Origin of the sequence: Nocardia yunnanensis (assembly GCF_003626895.1) — a bacterium.
Taxonomy (GTDB): Bacteria; Actinomycetota; Actinomycetes; order Mycobacteriales; family Mycobacteriaceae; genus Nocardia; species Nocardia yunnanensis.
Map to the genome: position 1 here is coordinate 3,593,813 of NZ_CP032568.1, position 20,534 is coordinate 3,614,346.

The 20,534-nt window shown below is 68.5% G+C and carries 20 protein-coding genes; 15 read left to right on the forward strand and 5 right to left on the reverse strand.

All coding sequences use genetic code 11. From position 1 onward, the window contains the following. Positions 1-134 precede the first annotated feature (134 nt). The 6 genes from D7D52_RS16670 to trmD all read left to right on the forward strand — a co-directional run bounded on the left by D7D52_RS16670 (position 135) and on the right by trmD (position 4,993). Positions 135-1,235, forward strand: a complete 1,101-nt coding sequence (locus D7D52_RS16670; RefSeq protein ID WP_120737532.1) for an amidohydrolase family protein — start codon at positions 135-137, stop codon at positions 1,233-1,235. A gap of 117 nt (positions 1,236-1,352) precedes the next feature. Next, positions 1,353-2,522 (forward strand): LppU/SCO3897 family protein, encoded by a 1,170-nt coding sequence (locus D7D52_RS16675; RefSeq protein WP_120737534.1) that lies wholly within the window; start codon positions 1,353-1,355, stop codon positions 2,520-2,522. Positions 2,523-2,996: 474 nt separating this feature from the next. Next, positions 2,997-3,443 (forward strand): 30S ribosomal protein S16, encoded by a 447-nt coding sequence (gene rpsP, locus D7D52_RS16680; RefSeq protein ID WP_120737536.1) that lies wholly within the window; start codon positions 2,997-2,999, stop codon positions 3,441-3,443. 82 nt (positions 3,444-3,525) lie between these two features. Then, positions 3,526-3,768: an RNA-binding protein gene (locus tag D7D52_RS16685; protein ID WP_067574801.1), complete on the forward strand. Its 243-nt coding sequence runs from the start codon at positions 3,526-3,528 to the stop codon at positions 3,766-3,768. Then, positions 3,769-4,305 (forward strand): ribosome maturation factor RimM, encoded by a 537-nt coding sequence (gene rimM, locus D7D52_RS16690; protein WP_120737538.1) that lies wholly within the window; start codon positions 3,769-3,771, stop codon positions 4,303-4,305. A gap of 4 nt (positions 4,306-4,309) precedes the next feature. Then, positions 4,310-4,993, forward strand: coding sequence for a tRNA (guanosine(37)-N1)-methyltransferase TrmD (gene trmD, locus D7D52_RS16695; RefSeq protein WP_120737540.1), 684 nt, complete (start codon positions 4,310-4,312; stop codon positions 4,991-4,993). 145 nt (positions 4,994-5,138) lie between these two features. Here the strand turns inward: trmD and D7D52_RS16700 are convergent, their stop codons facing one another. After that, on the reverse strand, positions 5,139-6,395 hold the full coding sequence (locus D7D52_RS16700) for an outer membrane protein assembly factor BamB family protein (protein ID WP_162958351.1): 1,257 nt from the start codon (positions 6,393-6,395) through the stop codon (positions 5,139-5,141). A gap of 120 nt (positions 6,396-6,515) precedes the next feature. On the opposite strand from D7D52_RS16700, the gene D7D52_RS16705 reads away from it, so the two are divergent. Continuing rightward, the gene (locus D7D52_RS16705) at positions 6,516-8,918 is read left to right on the forward strand and encodes a Tex family protein (protein ID WP_120737544.1); all 2,403 of its coding nucleotides are present in this window, start codon (positions 6,516-6,518) and stop codon (positions 8,916-8,918) included. Positions 8,919-9,064: 146 nt separating this feature from the next. On the opposite strand, the gene D7D52_RS16710 is transcribed toward D7D52_RS16705, so the two are convergent. Then, positions 9,065-9,274, reverse strand: coding sequence for a TOBE domain-containing protein (locus tag D7D52_RS16710; RefSeq protein WP_120737546.1), 210 nt, complete (start codon positions 9,272-9,274; stop codon positions 9,065-9,067). 162 nt (positions 9,275-9,436) lie between these two features. On the opposite strand from D7D52_RS16710, the gene D7D52_RS16715 reads away from it, so the two are divergent. The 8 genes from D7D52_RS16715 (at position 9,437) to dprA (ending at position 16,482) form a co-directional block, all read left to right on the forward strand. Then, a complete protein-coding gene (locus D7D52_RS16715; protein ID WP_425464678.1) occupies positions 9,437-10,366 on the forward strand; it encodes a hypothetical protein in 930 nt (309 codons plus the stop codon). Positions 10,367-10,594: 228 nt separating this feature from the next. Further along, positions 10,595-10,936 carry a 50S ribosomal protein L19 gene (gene rplS, locus D7D52_RS16720; RefSeq protein ID WP_120737548.1) on the forward strand — a complete coding sequence of 114 codons (342 nt, stop codon included), beginning with the start codon at positions 10,595-10,597 and terminating at the stop codon, positions 10,934-10,936. 147 nt (positions 10,937-11,083) lie between these two features. Next, a complete protein-coding gene (gene lepB, locus D7D52_RS16725) occupies positions 11,084-11,875 on the forward strand; it encodes a signal peptidase I (RefSeq protein WP_120737550.1) in 792 nt (263 codons plus the stop codon). A 36-nt stretch (positions 11,876-11,911) separates the two neighbouring features. Further along, a complete protein-coding gene (locus tag D7D52_RS16730) occupies positions 11,912-12,649 on the forward strand; it encodes a ribonuclease HII (protein ID WP_120737552.1) in 738 nt (245 codons plus the stop codon). Between the two features lie 43 nt (positions 12,650-12,692). Continuing rightward, positions 12,693-12,998 (forward strand): DUF2469 domain-containing protein, encoded by a 306-nt coding sequence (locus tag D7D52_RS16735; protein ID WP_040859817.1) that lies wholly within the window; start codon positions 12,693-12,695, stop codon positions 12,996-12,998. Positions 12,999-13,107: 109 nt separating this feature from the next. Further along, positions 13,108-13,464 (forward strand): YraN family protein, encoded by a 357-nt coding sequence (locus D7D52_RS16740; RefSeq protein ID WP_120737554.1) that lies wholly within the window; start codon positions 13,108-13,110, stop codon positions 13,462-13,464. Between the two features lies 1 nt (position 13,465). Beyond that, the gene (locus tag D7D52_RS16745) at positions 13,466-14,968 is read left to right on the forward strand and encodes a YifB family Mg chelatase-like AAA ATPase (RefSeq protein ID WP_120737556.1); all 1,503 of its coding nucleotides are present in this window, start codon (positions 13,466-13,468) and stop codon (positions 14,966-14,968) included. 329 nt (positions 14,969-15,297) lie between these two features. Then, positions 15,298-16,482 carry a DNA-processing protein DprA gene (gene dprA / locus D7D52_RS16750; protein WP_120737558.1) on the forward strand — a complete coding sequence of 395 codons (1,185 nt, stop codon included), beginning with the start codon at positions 15,298-15,300 and terminating at the stop codon, positions 16,480-16,482. A gap of 19 nt (positions 16,483-16,501) precedes the next feature. Here dprA and D7D52_RS16755 read toward each other — a convergent pair whose 3' ends face one another. The 3 genes from D7D52_RS16755 to D7D52_RS16765 all read right to left on the reverse strand — a co-directional run bounded on the left by D7D52_RS16755 (position 16,502) and on the right by D7D52_RS16765 (position 20,520). Beyond that, on the reverse strand, positions 16,502-17,899 hold the full coding sequence (locus tag D7D52_RS16755; protein ID WP_120737560.1) for an aspartate ammonia-lyase: 1,398 nt from the start codon (positions 17,897-17,899) through the stop codon (positions 16,502-16,504). A 102-nt stretch (positions 17,900-18,001) separates the two neighbouring features. Further along, positions 18,002-19,039: an asparaginase domain-containing protein gene (locus D7D52_RS16760; protein WP_120737562.1), complete on the reverse strand. Its 1,038-nt coding sequence runs from the start codon at positions 19,037-19,039 to the stop codon at positions 18,002-18,004. Continuing rightward, a complete protein-coding gene (locus D7D52_RS16765; protein WP_120737564.1) occupies positions 19,036-20,520 on the reverse strand; it encodes an amino acid permease in 1,485 nt (494 codons plus the stop codon). The genes D7D52_RS16760 and D7D52_RS16765 overlap by 4 nt, the downstream gene beginning before the upstream one ends. Between the last annotated feature and the right edge of the window lie 14 nt (positions 20,521-20,534).

Genomic DNA, 20,534 nt, shown 5'->3' on the forward strand with positions numbered 1-20,534 from the left:
GCCTCCACTGGGTGGTGATGTGCGCACGATCGTAGACGCAAGTTGAAACCCTCATACTTCAAATGGCGAATAACGGTGTTCGCCGATCGGTGCGATAGTGGACCCGGCTGGTGTCCGACGGCAGAGGAGTCCGCATGCGACTGCATTTCCGGGGTGTGGTGCTCCCCGAGGGCGAAGTTCGCGACCTGTGGGTTCGCGACGGCGTCCTCACCGGCGAACCGATCCGCGAGGCCGACACCATCGCCACCGCCGGCTGGATCCTGCCCGGGCTCGTCGACGCTCACTGTCACGTCGGCATCAAACACGGTGGCGGACACGAGGATCGGGCGGGCGCGGTCGCGCAGGCCGAGGTGGAACGCGACGCCGGCGCCCTGCTGCTGCGCGACGCGGGCTCGCCCATCGACACCCGCTTCCTCGACGATCGCGACGACCTGCCGCGCATCATCCGCGCCGGCCGCCACATCGCCCGGCCCAAACGCTACATTCGCGAACTCGGCATCGAGGTCGACGACGAACGCGAGCTGCCCGATATCGTCGCCGAGCAGGCGCGACGCGGCGACGGCTGGGTCAAGCTCGTCGGCGACTGGATCGACCGCTCGATCGGCGACCTCGCCCCGCTGTGGTCCGACGCCGCCCTGCAGGCCGCCATCGACGCCGCCCACCGCGAAGGTGCGCGCGTCACCGCCCACGTCTTCGGCGAGGACGCGCTGCCCGGCCTGCTCGACGCGGGCATCGACTGCATCGAACACGGCACCGGCCTCACCGACGACACCATCACCCGCATGGCCGCCCACGGCACCGCGCTGGTCCCCACCCTGATCAATATCGACACCTTCCCCGGAATCGCCGACGGCGCAAGCAAATTCCCCGCCTACGCCGCCCACATGCGCGACCTGCACCGCCGCTCCCGCGACACCGTCGCCCGCGCCCACGAAGCGGGCGTGCCCATCTACACCGGCACCGACGCCGGCGGGTCCATCCGCCACGGCCGCATCGCCGACGAGATCATCGCCCTCACCGAAGCGGGGTTCAGCCCGCACCACGCGCTGGCCGCCGGCTCGTGGCAGGCTCGCGGCTGGCTCGGCCATCGCGGAATCGAGCCCGGCGCGCCCGCCGATTTCGTCGTCTACGACGAGGATCCGCGCACGAACCTGGCCACCCTCTCGAACCCGGCGTGCGTGGTGTTGCGGGGCCGTGTTCATCTCCGGCGGTCCCCCGTCACCGTGCACCGCTGACCCGCCCCGGTGAATCGGTAGGCGAATCCGTCTGTCCGGCGGGCGATATGCCGGATTTTACGATGTGCTCCCGCACGGTCGCCGAGATCGACGCGACCAGATTCCGGGGAGAAAGCCATGGCCGATCAGCCGTCCGACGCCAGTCCCGAGGCGGGCCCGCCGCCCGCGCCGCTCACCATCCCGACGTCGCCCGGCCTCGACTCGCCGCCGAGTTCCGAGACGCCACGTGGTGCCGAAGGGGAGACGCCTGCTTCCGAACCGCGGCCCAAGCGGCGATTGTGGGTGTGGTTCGCGATCCTGGCCGTGGTGATCATCGCGGCGGCCGCCTCGTTGTTCGGGTGGGTGCTTACCCGGCCGGATCCGATCGCCTTCCCCACGGGCGCGTGCGTGGACGCACCCGTGCAGCCGGTCGTGTACGGCTGCGATGACAGCAAGTCGACCTATCGGATCGTCGGGCGCGAAGACGTTGCGCAGCCGCTGGATTCGGCCTGCGTCAAGTACCCGGACGCCACCAGGGTCGTCGGGGAGCCGACCGGCACCGCCGGGAAGATCGACACCGTGCTGTGCCTGGCTCCGACCCGCTTCAATCTCACCGATCCGGGACAGTTGCAAGCCGGCGACTGCGTGGCGGTGAAGGGCGGTGGGGACCAGATCATGCGGGTCGATTGCGGATTGACGCCGTCGCCGGTGAAAGTCGTTGCTGTCGAACAGCATTCGAAGATTCCGGTTACCGATCAGGCGTGCAAGCAGCATCCGCAGGCGCGCGCGGCCTTCGCGCAGTCGTCGCTGGGCGGTCGCGTGATCGTGGTGTGCGGCAATGACGTCGATCCGAACTCGATGGATTCGGTGAAGCTCGGCGACTGCGCCAGCCGCGACACCATGAAGAAGGTCGACTGCGCCGACCCGACGGCCTCGGCCCGCGTGTTGTCGGTGCGCACCGCCTACGAGAAGCCCAAGGCCCCGGAATGCCCGGACGATCTGGGCTTCTACTCGGTCATGACGCGCGCCAACGACAAGACCGACCTGGTCCTGATCGTCTGCATGGGTCCGGTCGATCTCGGCGATTCCCGCTACGCCGTGGTCGGTGACTGCATCTCCGGCAACGGCCGCAACTCCGGCTCGGCCGCCGACACCCATCGCATCGACTGCGGCGACCCGAAGGCGCTGTACCAGGTGTTCGACCGCCACGAACTGCCCGACGACATCTGCCCGGCCGGGGTGGCGGTGAGCCTGACCTACACGACGGGCGGGGGCAGCGGCAGCACGGTCTGCCTGCGGCGCAAATGACCCGGACAGCGTCCGTGCTCTGCACGCGCCGCCGCGTGCGCGGGATCTGTGTGATTCACCTGCGGGATAAAAGTGAATCGGTCATGCTTCACTCGTTTGTTGTTTCAATCCGATGAGGAGATGACCGTGGGGTCCATCGAAAGCCTGGCCATCAGCGTGCTGGCTGGTTTGATCGTGCACGCGCTGACGGCTGGAAGTTCCAACTCCGCGCCGGTGGCGCCGCAGTAGGCTCGTCGCCGTACCCAGCCCATCGGGTTCGCCCGGTGGGCTGCGCTGTTTTTCCGGGCGGTCCGGGGCGATTTCCGCGGAGAACCGGGGGTCTGGCAGAATGGACGATCGTCCTCATCGAGGACAGTGTCAGCCCGTCTCCGGTTACGTACCGCGCGGCGGTCACAGCACTTGACGCAAAACCGGGCCCACCCCGCGTGGGCTGCTGAATTGCGACGTGACCAACCATTTGGAAAGGCAGCAATCATGGCTGTTCGTATCAAGCTGACCCGCATGGGCAAGATCCGCAACCCGCAGTACCGCGTCGTCATCGCCGACGCCCGTACGCGTCGTGACGGCCGCGCCATCGAGGCCATCGGCATCTACCAGCCCAAGGAAGAGCCCTCGCTCATCCAGATCGACTCCGAGCGTGCGCAGTACTGGCTGGGCGTCGGCGCGCAGCCGACCGAGCCGGTGAAGCGTCTGCTGGAGATCACCGGCGACTGGCAGAAGTTCAAGGGCCTGCCGGGCGCCGAGGGCACCCTGAAGGTCAAGGCCCCCAAGCCGTCCAAGCTGGACCTCTTCAACGCCGCGCTGGCCGCCGCCGACAACGAGCCCGTCGCCGAGGCCGTCACCCCGAAGAAGAAGGCCGCCAAGAAGGACGACGCCGCCGAGGCCGAGACCGCTGAGGCCGCCACCGAGGCTGCCGAGTAACCGTGAGCGAGCGCAGCGAGGGAACCAAGGGCAGAGCGCCATCGGCGGTCAGGCCGGAGGCGAGCGCTAGCGAGGTGGAGGCATGACCGCCGTTGTCGCCGATGCCGTCGAGCACCTGGTGCGCGGCATCGTCGCCAATCCCGACGACGTCCACGTCGAGCTGATCACCAGCCGTCGTGGCCGGACCGTCGAGGTGCATGTGCACCCGGACGATCTGGGCAAGGTGATCGGGCGCGGCGGTCGTACCGCGACCGCGCTGCGCACCCTGGTCGCCGGGATCGGCGGTAAGGGCATCCGCGTCGACGTGGTCGACACGGATCAATAGATGGAACTCGTCGTCGGTCGGGTCGCCAAATCGCACGGTGTGCGTGGCGAACTCGTCGTAGAAGTCCGCACCGACGAGCCGGAACTGCGGTTCGCGCCCGGCAGCGTCCTGAAGGGGAAGCTGCCGCGCGCCAAGCAGACGCAGGAATTCGAAGTGGAGTCGGCCCGGGAGCACTCGGGCCGGCTTCTCTTGCGTCTCGACGGCATTGCCGACCGCACGGCCGCGGATGCGTTGCGGGGCCTGCTGTTCGTGGTGGACACCGCGGACCTGCCGCCCTCCCAGGACCCGGACGAGTACTACGACCACGAGCTCGAAGGGCTCCGGGTCGAACTCGGGGACGGCACCCTCGTCGGCACCGTCAACGAAGTACTGCATTCCGCTGCGGGAGAACTGCTTTCGATCAAGGCCGGGGAGGCGTTCCCGCCCGCGGGCCGCGAGATCCTGGTCCCGTTCGTGCTGGCCATGGTGCCGACCGTGTCGGTGGCCGACGGGCTGATCGTCATCGACCCGCCCGAGGGCCTGCTGGACCCGGAGTAGCGGCATGCGTATCGACGTAGTGACGATCTTCCCCGAATACCTCGAGCCGATGCGAGCGGCCTTGCTGGGCAAGGCGATCGACAAGGGCCTGCTCGAGGTGGAGGTGCACGACCTGCGCCGCTGGACCCACGACGTGCACAAGTCCGTGGACGACACCCCGTACGGCGGCGGGCCCGGCATGGTCATGAAGCCCACCGTGTGGGGCGACGCCCTCGACGAGGTGTGCCCCGACGACGCGCTACTGGTCGTGCCCACCCCCGCCGGCGTGCCGTTCACCCAGGCGACCGCCGAAAGATGGTCTGCCGAAAAGCATGTCGTGTTCGCCTGCGGCCGCTACGAAGGCATCGATCAGCGCGTCTTCGACGACGCCGCGCGCCGCGTGCGCGTCGAAGAGGTCAGCATCGGCGACTACGTCCTCATCGGCGGCGAGGCCGCCGTGCTGGTGATGACCGAGGCCGTCGTCCGGCTCATTCCGGGCGTACTCGGCAATCAGCAATCCCACGAACAGGATTCGTTCTCCAACGGCCTGCTCGAAGGCCCCTCCTACACCCGCCCGGTGACCTGGCGCGGCCTCGATGTCCCCGAAATCCTGTTGTCCGGCAATCACGCCAAGATCGACGCCTGGCGCCACGAGCAGTCGTTGCAACGCACCGCCGAACGCCGCCCGGATCTACTGCCGGAAACCTGACCACCTAATCGTTTTCGCTCAGTCGGCGCGATATCTCCTGTGCCGCACGGCGATCAGGGGCTGATCGGAATCGTGGCGTGGGCGCGGTCGGCCGCGGCGACCAGCGGGCCCCACAGCGCAGGATTTGCCGTGGGGTGCGCCGGGCTCAGTGCTGTACCGGGATCGTGGCGTAGGTGTTGTCCGGTCCTGCGACCAGGATGCCCCAGGGGGCCGGATGCACCGTCCGGTGCGCGAGATTCAAAGGCATGGTGAGCATGGGCTTTTCACCGGCCGCCGTCGGACCCGGGCCGATCACCACGCTGCGTTTTCCGCTACGCGGGTCGTAGGCCAGCAACCAGGAACGGTAATCGGGGTCCGCCTGCTGGCGCATGACGGCGAAGATCGCATTCCCCGCACTGTTCATCAACGGTTGGAGCTCCTCGCGCTTCGGGTCCAACGGCACGGTCCATCGCGCCGTGCCGTCGGGCTCGAGCAGCCGCATCTCCTTGTCCTCGGAGAGCGTCGAACTGTCGAGGACGAGGGCCGCGCCGTCGGGCTGGGTGATGCGAAGTTCCTTGTCCGGGTGGCCTTTACGGCTGCCCAGGGAGTGCCCGGTCGTCATGTTCACCGTCTCGATGGTGTCACCGGATATCACCACTGCGATCTGCCCGGCGGCACGCAGAAAACTGCCCAACTCCGGCACCTCGCGATGCCAGACGGTCGAACCGGTAGCACGATCGAGGCCGCCGACGGCGAATGTGCCGCCGGGAGTGGCGCATCGGAAGACCTCGACCCCTGGCCGCTCGGCCGTGTCGATCAGCGACGGCCGCTCGGTCAGATCCACGACATCCGTACCGAACAGTGCCGGAAGCTCTTCCGACAAGGGTGTCGCGCAGCCGAGCGTCGCGGGATCGACACTCCAGGTCTGCTCTCCGGTGCGCGGATTGCGGTGAATGAACTGCCCGGTCGACTCGTCGTCCTCGAACCACTGCTCGGCGTCGGTATGCCACATCTGCAGCCCGGTGCCCGCGTCGTAGGCGGTCAGGCCCTTGTGGTCGGTCCATCCGAGCAGCAGCACCCGGCCGGAGTCCAGCACTTGGATCGCGTCCTTGTCGACGGGCGTGACGGGCGATTTGATCCACCAAAGTTTCAGTCCGCTATGGCCGTCCACACCGTAGACATCACCGTTCTCCACGGTGTAGATCGCATCGGAGGTGACCCCGAACTCGTCGTTCGGCTCAAGCGTCAGCGCCTTCACCGCGTCCAGTTTCAGATTCGGGACGGTCGGTCGGCTCGGGTCCGACCTCGAATCGTGGGAACCACATCCCATCGTCCCCACCAGCACGGTCGTCGCGAAAACGGCACGGGCGGCGCTCGTCAGCGCGCGTCGCGGAAGGCGTTCGCGCAGAGTCGGAATCGGCACCACGCGATCCTGCCATCGGGATCCGGGGGTGATCCCCGAGGCGCGCCGTCGGGCCAACGATAACGGAATCGTGAGTGGGGTTGCACCGGCTGTCAGGTCGCGCCGGTAGTGTCTGCGGGCGTGACGACAGCCTCCGAAACCGTCAGCGCAGCATCCACTGGTGCCGAGAGCACCGTCCGCCTCGCCAGCGTCGGCAGGCGTATCGCCGATGAGCTGGGCGTGCGCGAGGAGCAGGTGCGCTCCGCCGTCGAACTGCTGGACGCCGGCTCGACCGTGCCGTTCATCGCCCGCTACCGCAAGGAAGTGACCGGCGGGCTCGACGACGCGCAGCTACGCACCCTCGACGAGCGCCTGCACTACCTGCGCGAACTCGACGAGCGCCGGGGCTCGATCATCGAATCCATTCGCGGCCAGGGCAAATTGGACGAAGCGCTGCACGCGCAGATCATGCTCGCCGACACCAAGGCCCGCCTCGAGGACATCTACCTGCCGTTCAAGCCCAAGCGGCGCACCAAGGCGCAGATCGCGCGCGAGGCCGGCCACGAGCCGGTGGCCGACGCGCTGCTGAACGATCCGACCACCGATCCCGCCCAGTACACCGCCGAACAGCTCGACGGCGCCCGCGCCATCCTGGTGGAGCGTTTCGCCGAGGACGCCGACCTGGTCGGCGAACTGCGCGAACTCATGTGGGAGCGCGGCCAGATCAGCTCCTCGGTGCGTCCGGGCAAGGAGGAGGCGGGCGCGAAGTTCGCCGACTACTTCGAATTCTCCGAACCCTTCTCGAAGCTGCCCTCGCACCGCATCCTGGCGCTGCTGCGCGGCGAGAAGGAAGAGGTGCTCACCCTGCACCTCGAATCCGACACCGAGGAACTGGAAGACGGACAGCGCTCGATCTACGAGGGCTGCATCGCCATCAAGTTCGGCATCGCCGAGCAGGGCCGCGCCGCCGACGCCTGGCTGCTGGACACCGTGCGCTGGGCGTGGCGCACCAAGCTGCAGGTGAGCCTGGGCATCGACACCCGAATGCGGTTGCGGCAGTCCGCCGAACGCGACGCCGTCGACGTGTTCGCCGCCAACCTGCGCGACCTGCTGCTGGCCGCCCCGGCCGGCACCCGCGCCACCATGGGCCTGGACCCCGGCTACCGCACCGGCGTGAAGGTGGCCGTGGTGGACGCCACCGGCAAGGTGCTGGCCACCGAGGTCATCTATCCGCACAAGCCGCAGGGGCAGACCGAGAAGTCGCTGGCCGTGTTGGGCGCACTGGTCGCCCGGTTCAATGTCGAGCTCATCGCCATCGGCAACGGCACCGCCTCCCGCGAGACCGACGCCCTTGCCGCCGAACTGATCTCGCGCATCCCGGAGAACAAGCCCACCAAGATCGTGGTCTCCGAGGCGGGCGCCTCGGTGTACTCGGCGTCGGCCTACGCCTCGGCCGAACTGCCCGATATGGACGTGTCGTTGCGCGGCGCGGTCTCCATCGCGCGCCGCCTGCAGGACCCGCTGGCCGAACTGGTGAAGATCGATCCGAAGTCCATCGGCGTGGGCCAGTACCAGCACGATGTCTCCGAGACCCTGCTGGCGCGCTCGCTGGGCGCGGTCGTCGAGGACGCGGTGAACGCGGTCGGCGTGGACGTCAACATCGCCTCGGTGCCGCTGCTGTCGCGGGTTTCCGGCATCACCAACTCGATCGCGGAAAGCATTGTGGCGCACCGTGACGCCAACGGACCGTTCCGCAGTCGCGCCGGGCTCAAGGACGTTCCGCGCCTGGGCCCCAAGGCGTTCGAGCAGTGCGCGGGCTTCCTGCGCATTCGCGGCGGCGACGACCCGCTCGACACCTCCGGCGTGCACCCCGAGGCGTACCCGGTGGTCCGGCGCATTCTCGACTCCAGCGGCAAGGGCATCACCGAGATCATCGGCAACACCTCGGCGCTGCGCGCCCTGCGCCCGGCCGACTTCACCGACGAGCGCTTCGGTGTTCCCACCGTCACCGATATCATCGCCGAGCTCGAGAAGCCCGGCCGCGACCCGCGCCCGGAGTTCAAGACCGCCGAATTCGCCGCGGGCATCGAGAAAGTCGCCGACCTGAAGCCCGGCATGGTGCTGGAGGGCGTCGTCACCAATGTGGCCGCCTTCGGCGCGTTCGTCGACGTCGGCGTCCACCAGGACGGCCTGGTCCACGTCTCCGCCCTGTCGCACAACTTCGTCAAGGATCCGCGCGAGGTCGTGAAGTCCGGCGACGTGGTCAAGGTCAAGGTGCTCGAGGTCGACGTGCAGCGCCAGCGCATCGGCCTGTCGCTGCGCCTCGACGACGAGCCCGGCAAGCCCAAGCAGGGCGGCGGCGACCGCGGCCCGCGCAACCAGCAGGGCAGCGGCCAGCGCGGCGGCGGCAACCGCGACAACCGCCAGGGCGGGCAGCGTCAGGGTGGCCAGGGCGGCGGCAACCGCGGCAACGACCGCCGCAACCAGCCCGCCCCCAGCGGCAGCATGGCGGATGCCCTGCGCCGGGCGGGGTTCGGCAAGTAACGGACGCGGAATTCGGCAAGTAACGGCTGTCACGGAGCGGGCCCGGCGAATTCGCCGGGCCCCGCTTCCGTTTCCGCCGCGGGTGTCCGGAAAGTGAAGCGGCCGTGACGAACCCACGCGGGTTCGCCGCGGCCGCGACGATCGGGCTATTCGACGCCGAGGGAGACCTCGGTCGATTTGATGAGAACCTTGACCGCCTTGCCGTCGGCGAGACCGAGGTCCTCGACGGCGTCACGGGTGATGGAGGAGGTGATCTCGTCACCGCCGTTGAGGCGGATACGCACTACCGCCATGGCTTCACCGCAGGTGACCTTGGTGACGACGCCGTCGAGCTGGTTGCGAGTACTGAGCTTCATAGTCGTGAGCCTAGTCACCCGAAGCCGGTGCGGGCGCGGTGGCTGGACGGTTGCTATATCACCGTTCGCGCGGTGGTGATCTCGGCCGGTCGGGCGCGAGCACGGGTAGCGTGGCGGGGGTTGGCGTTGGTGTGAGGGTTCGGAGGCGACACGGGTATGCGGTTGCATCGGTGGTGGGACGATGTCGTGGTGGCACACGGCCGACTGCCGCTGGCGTGCCTGCTGCTCGGGTTCATCGTCGGATTCCTGCTGATCCGAATCAGCGTGCGGCTCATCCGCAAACAGGTGCGCTGGTGGCCCGGCAATGTGCGGGCCGGGGACGTGCACATCCACCACATGGTGTTCGGTGTGATCCTGGTGCTCGGCTCCGGAATGGGACTGGTCGCGCTGTATCAGAGCACGGTCGGGGTGATCAGCGCGCTGGCCGCGGTATTCGGGGTCGGCGCGGCACTGGTGCTCGACGAATTCGCGCTCATCTACTACCTGCGCGACGTGTATTGGGAAGAGCAGGGCCGCACTTCGGTGGACGCGGTGTTCGTGGCCATCGCCGTGACCGGGCTGCTGCTGCTCGGCTTCCATCCCCTGTGGCTGCTGGACATCGGCAATGTGCGGGATGTGCGCGCCGACCAGAACGTGCCGGAGCGGTTGTTCACCCTCGGCTTCGCCCTGGTGAATCTGCTGCTGGCCGCGATTGTCATTGCCAAGGGCAAGATTTGGACCGGTCTGTTCGGGATGTTCTTCCCGCCGCTGCTGGTCATCGGCGCGCTGCGGCTGAGCCGGCCGGGTGCACCCTGGGCGCGCTGGCGCTATGCCGCGCGGGAGGGATTGATGCGCCGGGCCATGCGCCGCGAACGCCGCTATCGCCGCCCGGTGATTCGCGCCAAGATCTTCGTCCAGGACGTCCTGGCGGGCAAACCCGATGCCGCCCACGTCCTGCGCGCGGCGGAGGAGGAGCTGAGCCGGACCGTCGTCCCGGCCCCGCCGGCCCCGCCCTCGGCGCACCTGCACTTGATCACCGGCCGCAAGCCGGCCGAGCGTGGACCGGAACTGCGAACGTCGGAGAAGCCGCCCGAATCGGTTGATAGCCAATGAGTTGCTGACGGTCGGTCGGCGGATCGGGGCCGAGACGGTCCGTCCGACCGATAACCGCAGCTAGGGGCCGATTAACGGGTCGGTCGCGGCGTCTGGCACAATACTCGGGTTGCCTGGGGCCGAACGCTGCCCGGGCACCGCCCAATTATCCGGAGCACGAACCGGTCGAGTACCCGCAGGGGTCGCCGCCAGGTTCCTCTGTTCGCGCGAACTCCAATAAGGACGGAAATGAACACCCTCGACTTCGTCGACGCCAGCTCGCTGCGCAACGACATCCCGGACTTCCGCCCGGGTGACACGGTCAACGTGCACGTGAAGGTCATCGAAGGCAACAAGGAACGCGTCCAGGTCTTCAAGGGCGTCGTCATCCGCCGCCAGAACGGCGGCATCCGCGAGACCTTCACCGTGCGCAAGGTCTCCTTCGGTGTCGGCGTGGAGCGTACCTTCCCGGTGCACAGCCCCAACCTCGACAAGATCGAGGTCGTGACCCGCGGTGACGTGCGTCGCGCCAAGCTGTACTACCTGCGCGATCTGCGCGGCAAGGCCGCCAAGATCAAGGAAAAGCGCTGAGGTAGTCCGCCCCGGCCTCGCGCCGGCGGCCTGCACGAACGCAAGAGACACAGTCGGCTCGCCGACGCCGAGTAGCCCGGCACCGCATGGTTCTTCGCGGTGCCGGGCTACTCTGTTCCGGTGGCAGACGAGAGCGAGTCGGTGACGATGTCCGGGCCGGGCGACGACAACGGGGCCGAGACCCCCGAGACCCCCGAAACCCCGCAGCCGAAGCCGAAGAAGAAGCAGCGACCGTTCTGGCAGGAGCTTCCCATCCTGGTCGGTTTCGCGGCGCTCATCGTGGCGCTGCTGGTGACCTTCATCGGCCGGCCGTACGTGATCCCTTCGCAGTCCATGGAACCCACGCTGCACGGCTGCGCGGGGTGCACCGGTGACCGCATCTACGTGGAGAAGCTGAGCTACTACTTCGGCGATCCCAAGCCGGGTGACGTGGTGGTGTTCGTCGGGCCGACCAGTTCGTGGAACAACCACTACAAGTCGATTCGCTCGTCCAACACCGTGGTGCGCGGCGTGCAGAACTTCCTGTCCTTCTTCGGCCTGGTGCCGCCGGACGAGAACGATCTCGTCAAGCGTGTCATCGCCGTCGGCGGGCAATCGGTGAAATGCTGTGACGCGCAAGGCCGCATCCTGGTCAAGGACAGCGGCAGCTCGGACTGGAAGCCGCTGGACGAGCCGTACGTGAAGTTCAACAATCCCTTCGATCCGGCGCGGCCCGACGCGCAGTTCAACGCCGGCGGGCGGGCCTTCCCCGAAGTCAAGGTGCCCGACGGCAACCTGTGGGTGATGGGCGACAACCGCGCCGAATCCGCCGACTCGCGCTACCACATGACCGACGAGCTGCAAGGCACCGTCCCGGTCAAGGACGTGCGCGGCAAGGCCGTGTTCAAGATCTGGCCGCCCAGCCGGATCGGACCGGTCAAGGCGCAGGACCCTCAGTAGAGCCGACGAACGCGGGATAATCGAGCGGTGGGGAAGATGGCGAGCGCCGTCGCGAACCGGAAGGCGCGCGGCGGCAAGAAGATTCAGCGGATCGAACGCGGCGACTGGCCGCCGCGCGTGGTGATGCGGTCCGCGGGCGGGCTACGCACGCTCGAGGCCGCGCTGATTCGCAGCGGGCTCGGTCCGGTCGCGGGCGTGGACGAGGCCGGCCGCGGCTGCTCGGCCGGGCCGCTGGTCGTTGCCGCGTGCTTGCTGCCGCCCAAGGCGTACACCTCGCTGGCCGGACTCGACGACTCCAAGAAGCTCACCGAGAACACCCGTGAACAGCTGTTCCCGATCATCAAACGGCTGGCGCTGGCGTGGGAGGTGGTGGTGATCCCGGCCTGGGAGATCGACGCCATCGGCATCCACGTCGCCAATATCGAAGGCATGCGGCGCGCGGTGGCCGGACTGGATCCGATCCCCGGCTACGTGCTCACCGACGGCTTCCGGGTGCCCGGCATTCCGGTGCCGTCACTGCCCGTGATCGGCGGCGATGCGTCGGCGGCGTGCATCGCCGCGGCCAGCGTGCTGGCCAAGGTGACCCGCGACCGGATGATGGTCGAGATGGACCGGGACTACCCTGGCTACGGGTTCGCCGCCCACAAGGGCTACAACACCCCCGAGCACACCGAGGCGCTGGCCCGCCTCGGCATCACCCCCGAGCACCGTCGGTCCTGGCGAAACGTCCGGGAGACCGGCCGAGTGGCTACCGACACGGCGTATGCGGGATGATGTCTCTACACCCAGTTGGGCGACAAGGAGGACGTTCCACCCGATGAGCGCCGAGGACCTCGAGAAGTACGAAACCGAGATGGAGCTATCCCTGTACCGCGAGTACAAGGACATCGTCGGCCAATTCTCGTACGTGGTGGAGACCGAACGTCGCTTCTACCTCGCCAATTCCGTCGAACTGCGGCCGCAGAACGCCGATGGCGAGGTGTATTTCGAGGTGCGGATGTCGGATGCATGGGTGTGGGACATGTACCGGCCGGCGCGCTTCGTGAAGCACGTTCGAGTGATCACCTTCAAAGACGTGAATATCGAGGAGCTGGAGAAGACCGACCTGCGGCTTCCGGACTAGTCCGCTTGCGGCTTCCGGGGTTGTCCACAGCCTCGCGGTTATCCACAGCTTCGTAGTTTTCCCAGGTCGGCATGGCCGGGCCCGTACGGGTTCCGGTCATGCTGGCGTTATGGCACAGCATCTGGCGCTCGGAGCGCAGGGGGAGGAGCTGGCGGCGCGGTTTCTGCGTGACGCCGGCCTGGAGATCGTGGCCCGCAATTGGCGTTGCCGCTACGGCGAACTCGACGTCATCGCCCGCGACGGTGAGATCACCGCCTTCATCGAGGTCAAAACGCGCAGCGGCCTGACCTGCGGCCCGCCCGAGGAAGCCGTCACCTACCGCAAACAGCGCCGCATCCGCGAACTGGCCACCCGCTGGCTGTGCGAACATCCCGGCCCGTGGCTGCGCGTCCGCTTCGACGTCGTCTCGGTCCTGTTGCGCCCCGGCCGCGAACCCCAGATCCGCCATCTCAAGGCGGTGTTCTGACATGCCGATCGGTCGCGCCCACTCCGTCGCCGTCAACGGCGTCGAAGGCCAACTCGTCGAAATCGAGGCCGACATCGGCCAGGGCCTCCCCTCCGTCCACCTCGTCGGCCGCCCCGACACCACCCTCCAGGAATCCCGAGACCGAGTCCGCGCCGCGGTCACCAACTCCGGCGAGAAATGGCCCGACGGCCGAGTAATCCTCGCCCTCTCCCCAGCCACCCTCCCGAAAGTCGGCAGCGTCTACGACCTCGCCCTGTCCGCAGCCGTACTCAACGCCGCCGGCGCCATCCCCTCCAACCGCCTGTCTGAATCGGTCCTCCTGGGCGAGCTGGCACTGGACGGCCGCGTCCGCCGCGTCCGCGGCATCCTCCCCGCAGTACTCGCCGCCCGCACCGCCGGCCGCCGCACCGTCATAGTCCCCACCGCCGCCCTCACCGAGGCCGGCCTGGTAGACGGCATCCGCGTACTCGGCGCCTCAACCTTGATCGAACTCCTGGACTGGCTCCGCGGCGGTGGTGAACTCGCCCGGCCGGAACCGGTCGAGCCGCCGGCCACGGTGTCGATCGGCGACCTGCGTGAGGTGGTCGGACAGGATGAGGCGCGCTGGGCGTTGGAGGTCGCGGCGGCGGGCGGACACCACCTGTTGCTGACCGGCCCGCCGGGCATCGGCAAAACCATGCTGGCACAGCGTCTTCCGGGGTTGCTGCCGCCGCTGCGGGAGCGGGATTCCCTGGAGGTGACCGCGATTCATTCGGTCGCGGGCACCCTGTCGGACGATGCGCCGTTGGTGACCGCCCCGCCGTTCGTCGCCCCGCATCACTCATCCTCGGTGACGGCGATGATCGGCGGCGGTTCGGGTTCGGCCCGGCCCGGGGCGGTGAGCTGCGCGCATCGCGGTGTCCTGTTTCTCGACGAGTGCGCCGAGATCGGCACCAAGGTCCTGGAGGCACTGCGAACTCCCTTGGAGGAGGGCGAGGTTCGCATTGCGCGCCGAGACGGCGTCTCCCGCTTCCCGGCGCGCTTCCAGCTGGTGCTCGCGGCGAACCCGTGCCCCTGCGCTCCGGCGCGCGATATCGACTGCATCTGTGCGCCTTTGGCCCGCCGCCGATACCTCGGCAAGCTCTCGGGGCCGCTGATGGACCGCATCGACCTTTCGGTCCAGATGCACGCCCAAGCCGCCGGCGCCTTCACCGGCGACGAGGTCGAATCCAGCGAATCGGTGCGCGCCCGCGTCACCGCCGCTCGTGAGGCCGCCGCGCGCCGCTGGGCCGAACTCGGCATGTCCACCAATGGCGAAGTGCCCGGACACGTGCTGCGGCAGCACTTCCGGCTGCCCCATGAGGCCCTGGCGCCGGTGGAGAACGCACTGCGGCACGGCCGCATGTCCGCCCGCGGCGCCGATCGGGCAATCCGGGTGGCCTGGACGATCTGCGACCTACGGGGCGGCGAACTTCCGAATGCCCAGGATGTCTTGCAGGCATTGAGCTTTCGACAGCGAGGTTGAGGATGCTTCGAATCGACGACAACTACGAGCCGCCGCGCCGGACGCCTTCGTGCGCCTCGCCGCAGGTGGGGATCGAGGGAGCGGGCGCACCGGAGCCGGACCGAAACGCTTCGCCCACAACGGATCTGCCGGATTGTCCGGAGACGCACGCTACCCCTCCGGCAGTGGCAGTCGTTCCCCGCGGTGGAGCCCAGGACACCGAACACGGCGGTGCGCTGTTCGAGCGGGCTCACGCGTTCGCTCGTGGTGCTGAACCTGCCCGTGGTCCTGAATCGGGGCGGGGGTCCGGATGGACAGGAGCGCGGAACGGGGGAGTCGCGGCAACACCGATGTCCGAGAGTGATCGCGAGGCGCGGCGGCTGGCCTGGGTGTATCTGTCGCGGGTGGTGGAGGGGCCTTGCGCGGCACTGTCGGCGCTGATCGAGTCGGTCGGGGTGGTGGAAGCGGCACGGGCCGTGCGGGAGTGCGCGCTGCCGGAGGTGTTGCGCGGACCGACCGAGCTGCGGCGTGGGATCGACCGCGCCGAAAAGGACGTGGCGCACATCGAGCGATTGGGTGGACGGGTGGTCACGCCGGACGATGCGGAGTGGCCCGCATGGCGGATGCTCGGTTTGGGACAGCTGGATCCGGCGCAGGACGCGGACGCTGCGGTGCCGCTGGTGTTGTGGGTGCGGGGCCGGCGGTCACTGCTGGAGGCCACCGAGCGGTCGATTGCGGTAGTGGGAGCTCGGTGCAGTACCGGGTACGGCAACCACGCGACCGGGGAGATCGCGGGTGAATTGGCCGCCCGCGGGTGGACCGTCGTCTCGGGGGCCGCGTTCGGGATCGATGGCATGGCGCATCGGGCTGCGCTGGGCGTCGGCGGGGTGACGATCGCGGTGCTGGCCTGCGGACCGGATCGGCCCTATCCCGTGCAACACGATCACCTGCTGGCCGAGATCGCCGAGGCGGGGCTGGTCGTCACCGAGTATCCGCCGGGCACCTCGGTGCGCAAGCACTACTTTCTCGCTCGCAATCGTCTGATCGCGGCGCTGGCGGATGGAGTCGTGGTGGTGGAGGCGGGGATTCGCAGCGGGGCTCGCAACACCGTCAAGTGGTGCAGGAGGTTGGGCCGGCCGGCCATGGCGGTCCCGGGGCCGATCACCTCGGCCGCGTCGGTCGGCTGCCACCGGATGATCAGGGAGGGCGAGGCGTTCATCGTCACCCGGGCCGACGACATCCTGGATGAGGCTGGGCCGCTGCGGCTTTCGCTGCCCGGTGCGGTCCCGGCGAATCCGGAGGACAACCTGTCCGGCGACGAGGCGCTGGTGTTCGCCGCATTGCCGGGCGCCGGCGCACGCCTGCCGCGTGCGCTGGCCGCCGACACGGGTCTGCCGATGGCGGTGCTGCGGGCGACCCTGTCGGGATTGGAGATCGCCGGACTGGTCGGCTGCGATGGCAGCGGCTGGTATCGCACGGTGTCACCGTCGACCTCCACCGCCGCCATCGTCGCCGACCATGACCGGCACAGGTGATCTCGTGAACGCGGGGCGTTCAGTCGGGGAGGCCGGCGAGGCGGTGGGGGGACAGGAGGTGGGTGACTGTTTCGGGGGAGAGGAGGCCGAGGTCGGTGGCTACCTGGGCGACGGGTTGGCCGGTGGCCAAGGCGTGCTTGGCGATTCGGGCGCTGGCGGCGTAGCCGATGTGGGGGGTGAGGGCGGTGACTATGCCGATGGAGCGGGTGACGCCGGCGGCGAGGTGGTCGCGGTGGGCGGTGATGCCGTTGACGCAGCGGGTGGCCAGGGTGTCGGCGGCGGCGGTGAGGTGGGCGGTGGTGCGCAGCAGGCTGTAGGCGATGATCGGTTCGAAGGCATTGAGCTGGAACTGTCCGCCCTCGGCGGCCATGGTGACCGTCAGATCCGCGCCGATCGCCTCGAAGGCGATCTGGTTGACCGTTTCGGGAATGACCGGATTCACCTTGCCGGGCATGATCGACGAGCCTGCCTGCACCGGCGGCAGCGTGATCTCGCGCAGACCGGTGACCGGCCCGGAAGCCATGAGCCGCAGATCATTACAGGTCTTGGACAGCTTCACCGCCACCCGCTTGAGAATGCCGGACACCTGCACGAACGCCCCGCAGTCCTGGGTGGCCTCGATGAGGTTCTCGGCCGGCACCACCTGCTCGCCGGTGAGCTCACCGAGCCGCGCGCACGCCAGTGCCGGATACAGCGGGTGCCCGTTGATCCCGGTGCCGATGGCGGTGCCGCCGAGATTGACCTCCCGCAGCAGCGCCGTGCCCTCCGCCAGCCGGGCGCAGTCCTCGCGCAGCATGATCGCGAAGGCCGCGAACTCCTGACCGAGGGTCATGGGCACCGCGTCCTGCAACTGGGTGCGTCCCATCTTGATGACATCGGCGAATTCGGCCGACTTGCGCGCGAATTCGTCCGCGAGCCGTTCCAGCGCCGCGATCAGCAACCGAATGTGCCCGATGACGGCGAGCTTCACCGCGGTCGGGTACACGTCGTTGGTGGACTGACCGAGGTTGACGTGATCGAGTGGGTCGAGCGCCGCGTACTCGCCACGCTCGTGGCCCAGCAGCTCCAGCGCGCGATTCGCGATGACCTCGTTGGCGTTCATATTGGTCGAGGTCCCCGCGCCGCCCTGAATGGGATCGATGGGGAACTGGTCGTGCAGTGCGCCGCCGCGGATCTCGGCGCAGGCCGCCTCGATGGCGTCGGCACGCCGCTCATCGAGCAGCCCCAGTTCCCGATTCGCCTGGCAGGCGGCCTGTTTGACCGCGGCCAGGGCGGTGATCAGCGCCGGGTAATGACTCAGGCGCTCCCCGGAGATGGCGAAGTTGTCGAGGGCGCGGGCGGTGTGCACACCCCAGTAGGCGTCCCGGGGCACATCCAGTGCGCCCAGCGAATCGTGTTCGGTTCGGGTCTCGGTCATGGTCGGCTCCATCCGATCGGCTTGTGGCTGGCGGGGCAGAGGAAACTGGCGGGGCAAGGGAAACTGCCGGGGCAGCGGAAAACAGTGGTCGGCACGGGAAACTCAGCGCCCCGCCGGGGGATCGGTGAGTTCACCGAGCAGGTTGGTGGTCATCCACCGGCGGATCTCGCGCGCGGGCAACCCCAGCTCGGCGAGGTGGGCGAGCTTGGCCAGGGCGGCCTCCCGCGTCATGTCACCGCCCCCGATCACGCCCGCGTCGAGCAGGGCGCGACCGGGCTGATACAGGCTCAGGTCGACGGTTCCGTTGTCGCAGTGGGTGATCACGACGGCGGGCGTGCCGCGCTCGGTCGCCTTGCGGATCGCCGCGACCACCGCATCCGACGCCGGCATCGTCCCGGCTCCGTAGCATTCGAGCACCACGCCGCCGTGGTAGATGCGCAACGCGGCATCGAGCAGATCGGTGTCCATGCCGGGGAAGACCGTGAAAAGGCCCACCGGCGAGGGCGTTTCGACCGGCCGCGTCGAAACCGGCCGAACGGGCGTCACCGCGGGCGGCGTGTACGGTCGCACCGTGGTGAAGCCGCCGCGGCCGTGACTGCTGCGCTTGCTGGCCCGCACGGCCGGATGCAGCCGGGATCCGAAGGCGATGAACGTCCCCGCAACAGGCTGGGTGGCAATCGAATTCAGCGCCAGCAGCAGATTGTCCCCGGCGTCGCTGCCCGGCTGCCCGAGCGGGATCTGCGCCCCGGTCAGCACCACCGGGACACCGACGTCGTGCAGCTCGAACGCCAGCCGCGCACCCGTATAGGCCATGGTGTCGGTGCCGTGGATGACGATGACGCCATCGGGCCGGACCGCCCCCAGTCCGGCGCGCACCCGCTCGGCGATCCCGCGCACGGTCGCCGGATCGATATGGGCGCTGTCGACGACGCGCTCGAGTTCGCTGTAGCGGAATTCCACCGGAATCCCGAACCGGTCGGTGTAGGCGTCGATCAGATCGGCCACCTCACCGCCGATTCCGGCCCGCGGCCGCAGTCCATCGCCGCCGTCGACCATCCCGAAGGTGCCTCCGGTGTAGAGGATCTCGACACGCAGCGTCGAAATGTCCTGCGCCACGGTGTCATACGCGATCTCGGTCACGAGGCGGTTTTCCCTTCCGCAGTGGGCTCGTCCAGGGTCGCGAGGACGTCGGGGTTCAGCCGTCCGCGCACCCGATACCAGCCCGCCACCATGGCGATCACCACGAGCACGAACGCGGCCAGCGTGATGCGCCCGATGTCGGTGTCGAAGAACATGAGCACCACGACCGCGAGCAGGAACCCGAGGGTCGCGACGTTCAGCACGGGCGCGAAGGGCAGCCGGAACTCCGGCCGCGTGTACTCGCCCCGCTCTGCACGGCGCACGAAGATCCAGTGGCACACCATGATCGAGGCCCAGGTGCCCACGATGCCGAGCCCGGCCAGATTCAACACGATCTCGAAAGCCTTCTGCGGCACCAGCAGATTCAGCACCACGCCGGCGATGCCGACCGCGCTGGTGATGAGGATCCCGCCGTAGGGCACGCCCCGGCCGTTCATGCGTGCGGCGAAACGCGGCGCGGTCCCGGCGACCGCCATCGAGCGCAGCGTGCGTCCGGTGGCGTACAGCCCGGCATTGAGGCTGGACATGGCGGCGGTGAGCACCACCAGGTTCATCACGTCGCCGGCGTGCGGAACGCCGATCTTGCCCATGACGGTGACGAACGGGCTCTCGCCCGAGGTATAGGCGGTCCACGGCAGCAGCAGCGTGAACAGCACCACCGAGCCGGCGTAGAAGAACACGATCCGCCACATGATGGAGTTGACCGCCTTCGGCACCACCGCGCGCGGATTGTCGGCCTCGCCCGCGGCCACGCCGATCATCTCGGTGCCGCCGAAGGCGAACACCACGCCGAGCGCGATGGTCAGCATCGGGGCCAGCCCGCGCGGGAAGACGCCGCCGTTGTCGGCGATGGTCGACAGGCCCGGGGTGTGCCCGCCGAGATCGGTGCCGGTGACGATGAATCCGATGGCCACCAGCATGAACAGCACGATGGTGCCGACCTTGACGAGCGCGAACCAGAACTCCAGCTCGCCGAAGAGCTTGACCGACACCACATTCAGGCCGACCACGATGGCCAGCGCGATGAGCGCGAGCACCCATTGCGGCAGCGCCACGAAGAACGACCAGTAGTGCACGTACAACGCGACCGCGGTGATGTCGGCGACCAGGGTCGTCGACCAGTTCAGGAAGTACAGCCACCCGACCGAGTACGCGCCGCGCTCACCGAGGAATTCGCGGGCGTAGGAGACGAACGCCCCCGACGACGGCCGGTACATGACCAGTTCGCCCAGGGCCCGCACCACCATGAAGGTGAAGATCCCGCACACGATGTAGACGATGGCCAGCGACGGCCCGGCCAGCGCCATGCGACCGCTCGCGCCCAGGAACAGGCCGGTGCCGATGGATCCGCCGATGGCGATCATTCGCATGTGCCGGGTGCGTAGCTGCTTCTGATAGCCGAGGTCACCGGCATCGATCCGCGCGGACGGGGCCGTCGGTTCGGGGGAGTGCGCCGCGGACGGCGGGTGGTCGAGCTGCATGGGAAACCTTCCTC

Excerpts from the sequence above, each read along its gene's own strand:
- D7D52_RS16670 (WP_120737532.1), top strand. The coding sequence starts at position 135 with ATGCGACTGCATTTCCGGGGTGTGGTGCTCCCCGAGGGCGAAGTTCGC.
- D7D52_RS16675 (WP_120737534.1), top strand. The coding sequence starts at position 1,353 with ATGGCCGATCAGCCGTCCGACGCCAGTCCCGAGGCGGGCCCGCCGCCC.
- rpsP (WP_120737536.1), top strand. The coding sequence starts at position 2,997 with ATGGCTGTTCGTATCAAGCTGACCCGCATGGGCAAGATCCGCAACCCG.
- D7D52_RS16685 (WP_067574801.1), top strand. The coding sequence starts at position 3,526 with ATGACCGCCGTTGTCGCCGATGCCGTCGAGCACCTGGTGCGCGGCATC.
- rimM (WP_120737538.1), top strand. The coding sequence starts at position 3,769 with ATGGAACTCGTCGTCGGTCGGGTCGCCAAATCGCACGGTGTGCGTGGC.
- trmD (WP_120737540.1), top strand. The coding sequence starts at position 4,310 with ATGCGTATCGACGTAGTGACGATCTTCCCCGAATACCTCGAGCCGATG.
- D7D52_RS16710 (WP_120737546.1), bottom strand. The coding sequence starts at position 9,274 with ATGAAGCTCAGTACTCGCAACCAGCTCGACGGCGTCGTCACCAAGGTC.
- rplS (WP_120737548.1), top strand. The coding sequence starts at position 10,595 with ATGAACACCCTCGACTTCGTCGACGCCAGCTCGCTGCGCAACGACATC.
- lepB (WP_120737550.1), top strand. The coding sequence starts at position 11,084 with ATGTCCGGGCCGGGCGACGACAACGGGGCCGAGACCCCCGAGACCCCC.
- D7D52_RS16730 (WP_120737552.1), top strand. The coding sequence starts at position 11,912 with ATGGCGAGCGCCGTCGCGAACCGGAAGGCGCGCGGCGGCAAGAAGATT.
- D7D52_RS16735 (WP_040859817.1), top strand. The coding sequence starts at position 12,693 with ATGAGCGCCGAGGACCTCGAGAAGTACGAAACCGAGATGGAGCTATCC.
- D7D52_RS16740 (WP_120737554.1), top strand. The coding sequence starts at position 13,108 with ATGGCACAGCATCTGGCGCTCGGAGCGCAGGGGGAGGAGCTGGCGGCG.
- D7D52_RS16745 (WP_120737556.1), top strand. The coding sequence starts at position 13,466 with ATGCCGATCGGTCGCGCCCACTCCGTCGCCGTCAACGGCGTCGAAGGC.
- dprA (WP_120737558.1), top strand. The coding sequence starts at position 15,298 with ATGTCCGAGAGTGATCGCGAGGCGCGGCGGCTGGCCTGGGTGTATCTG.
- D7D52_RS16755 (WP_120737560.1), bottom strand. The coding sequence starts at position 17,899 with ATGACCGAGACCCGAACCGAACACGATTCGCTGGGCGCACTGGATGTG.
- D7D52_RS16765 (WP_120737564.1), bottom strand. The coding sequence starts at position 20,520 with ATGCAGCTCGACCACCCGCCGTCCGCGGCGCACTCCCCCGAACCGACG.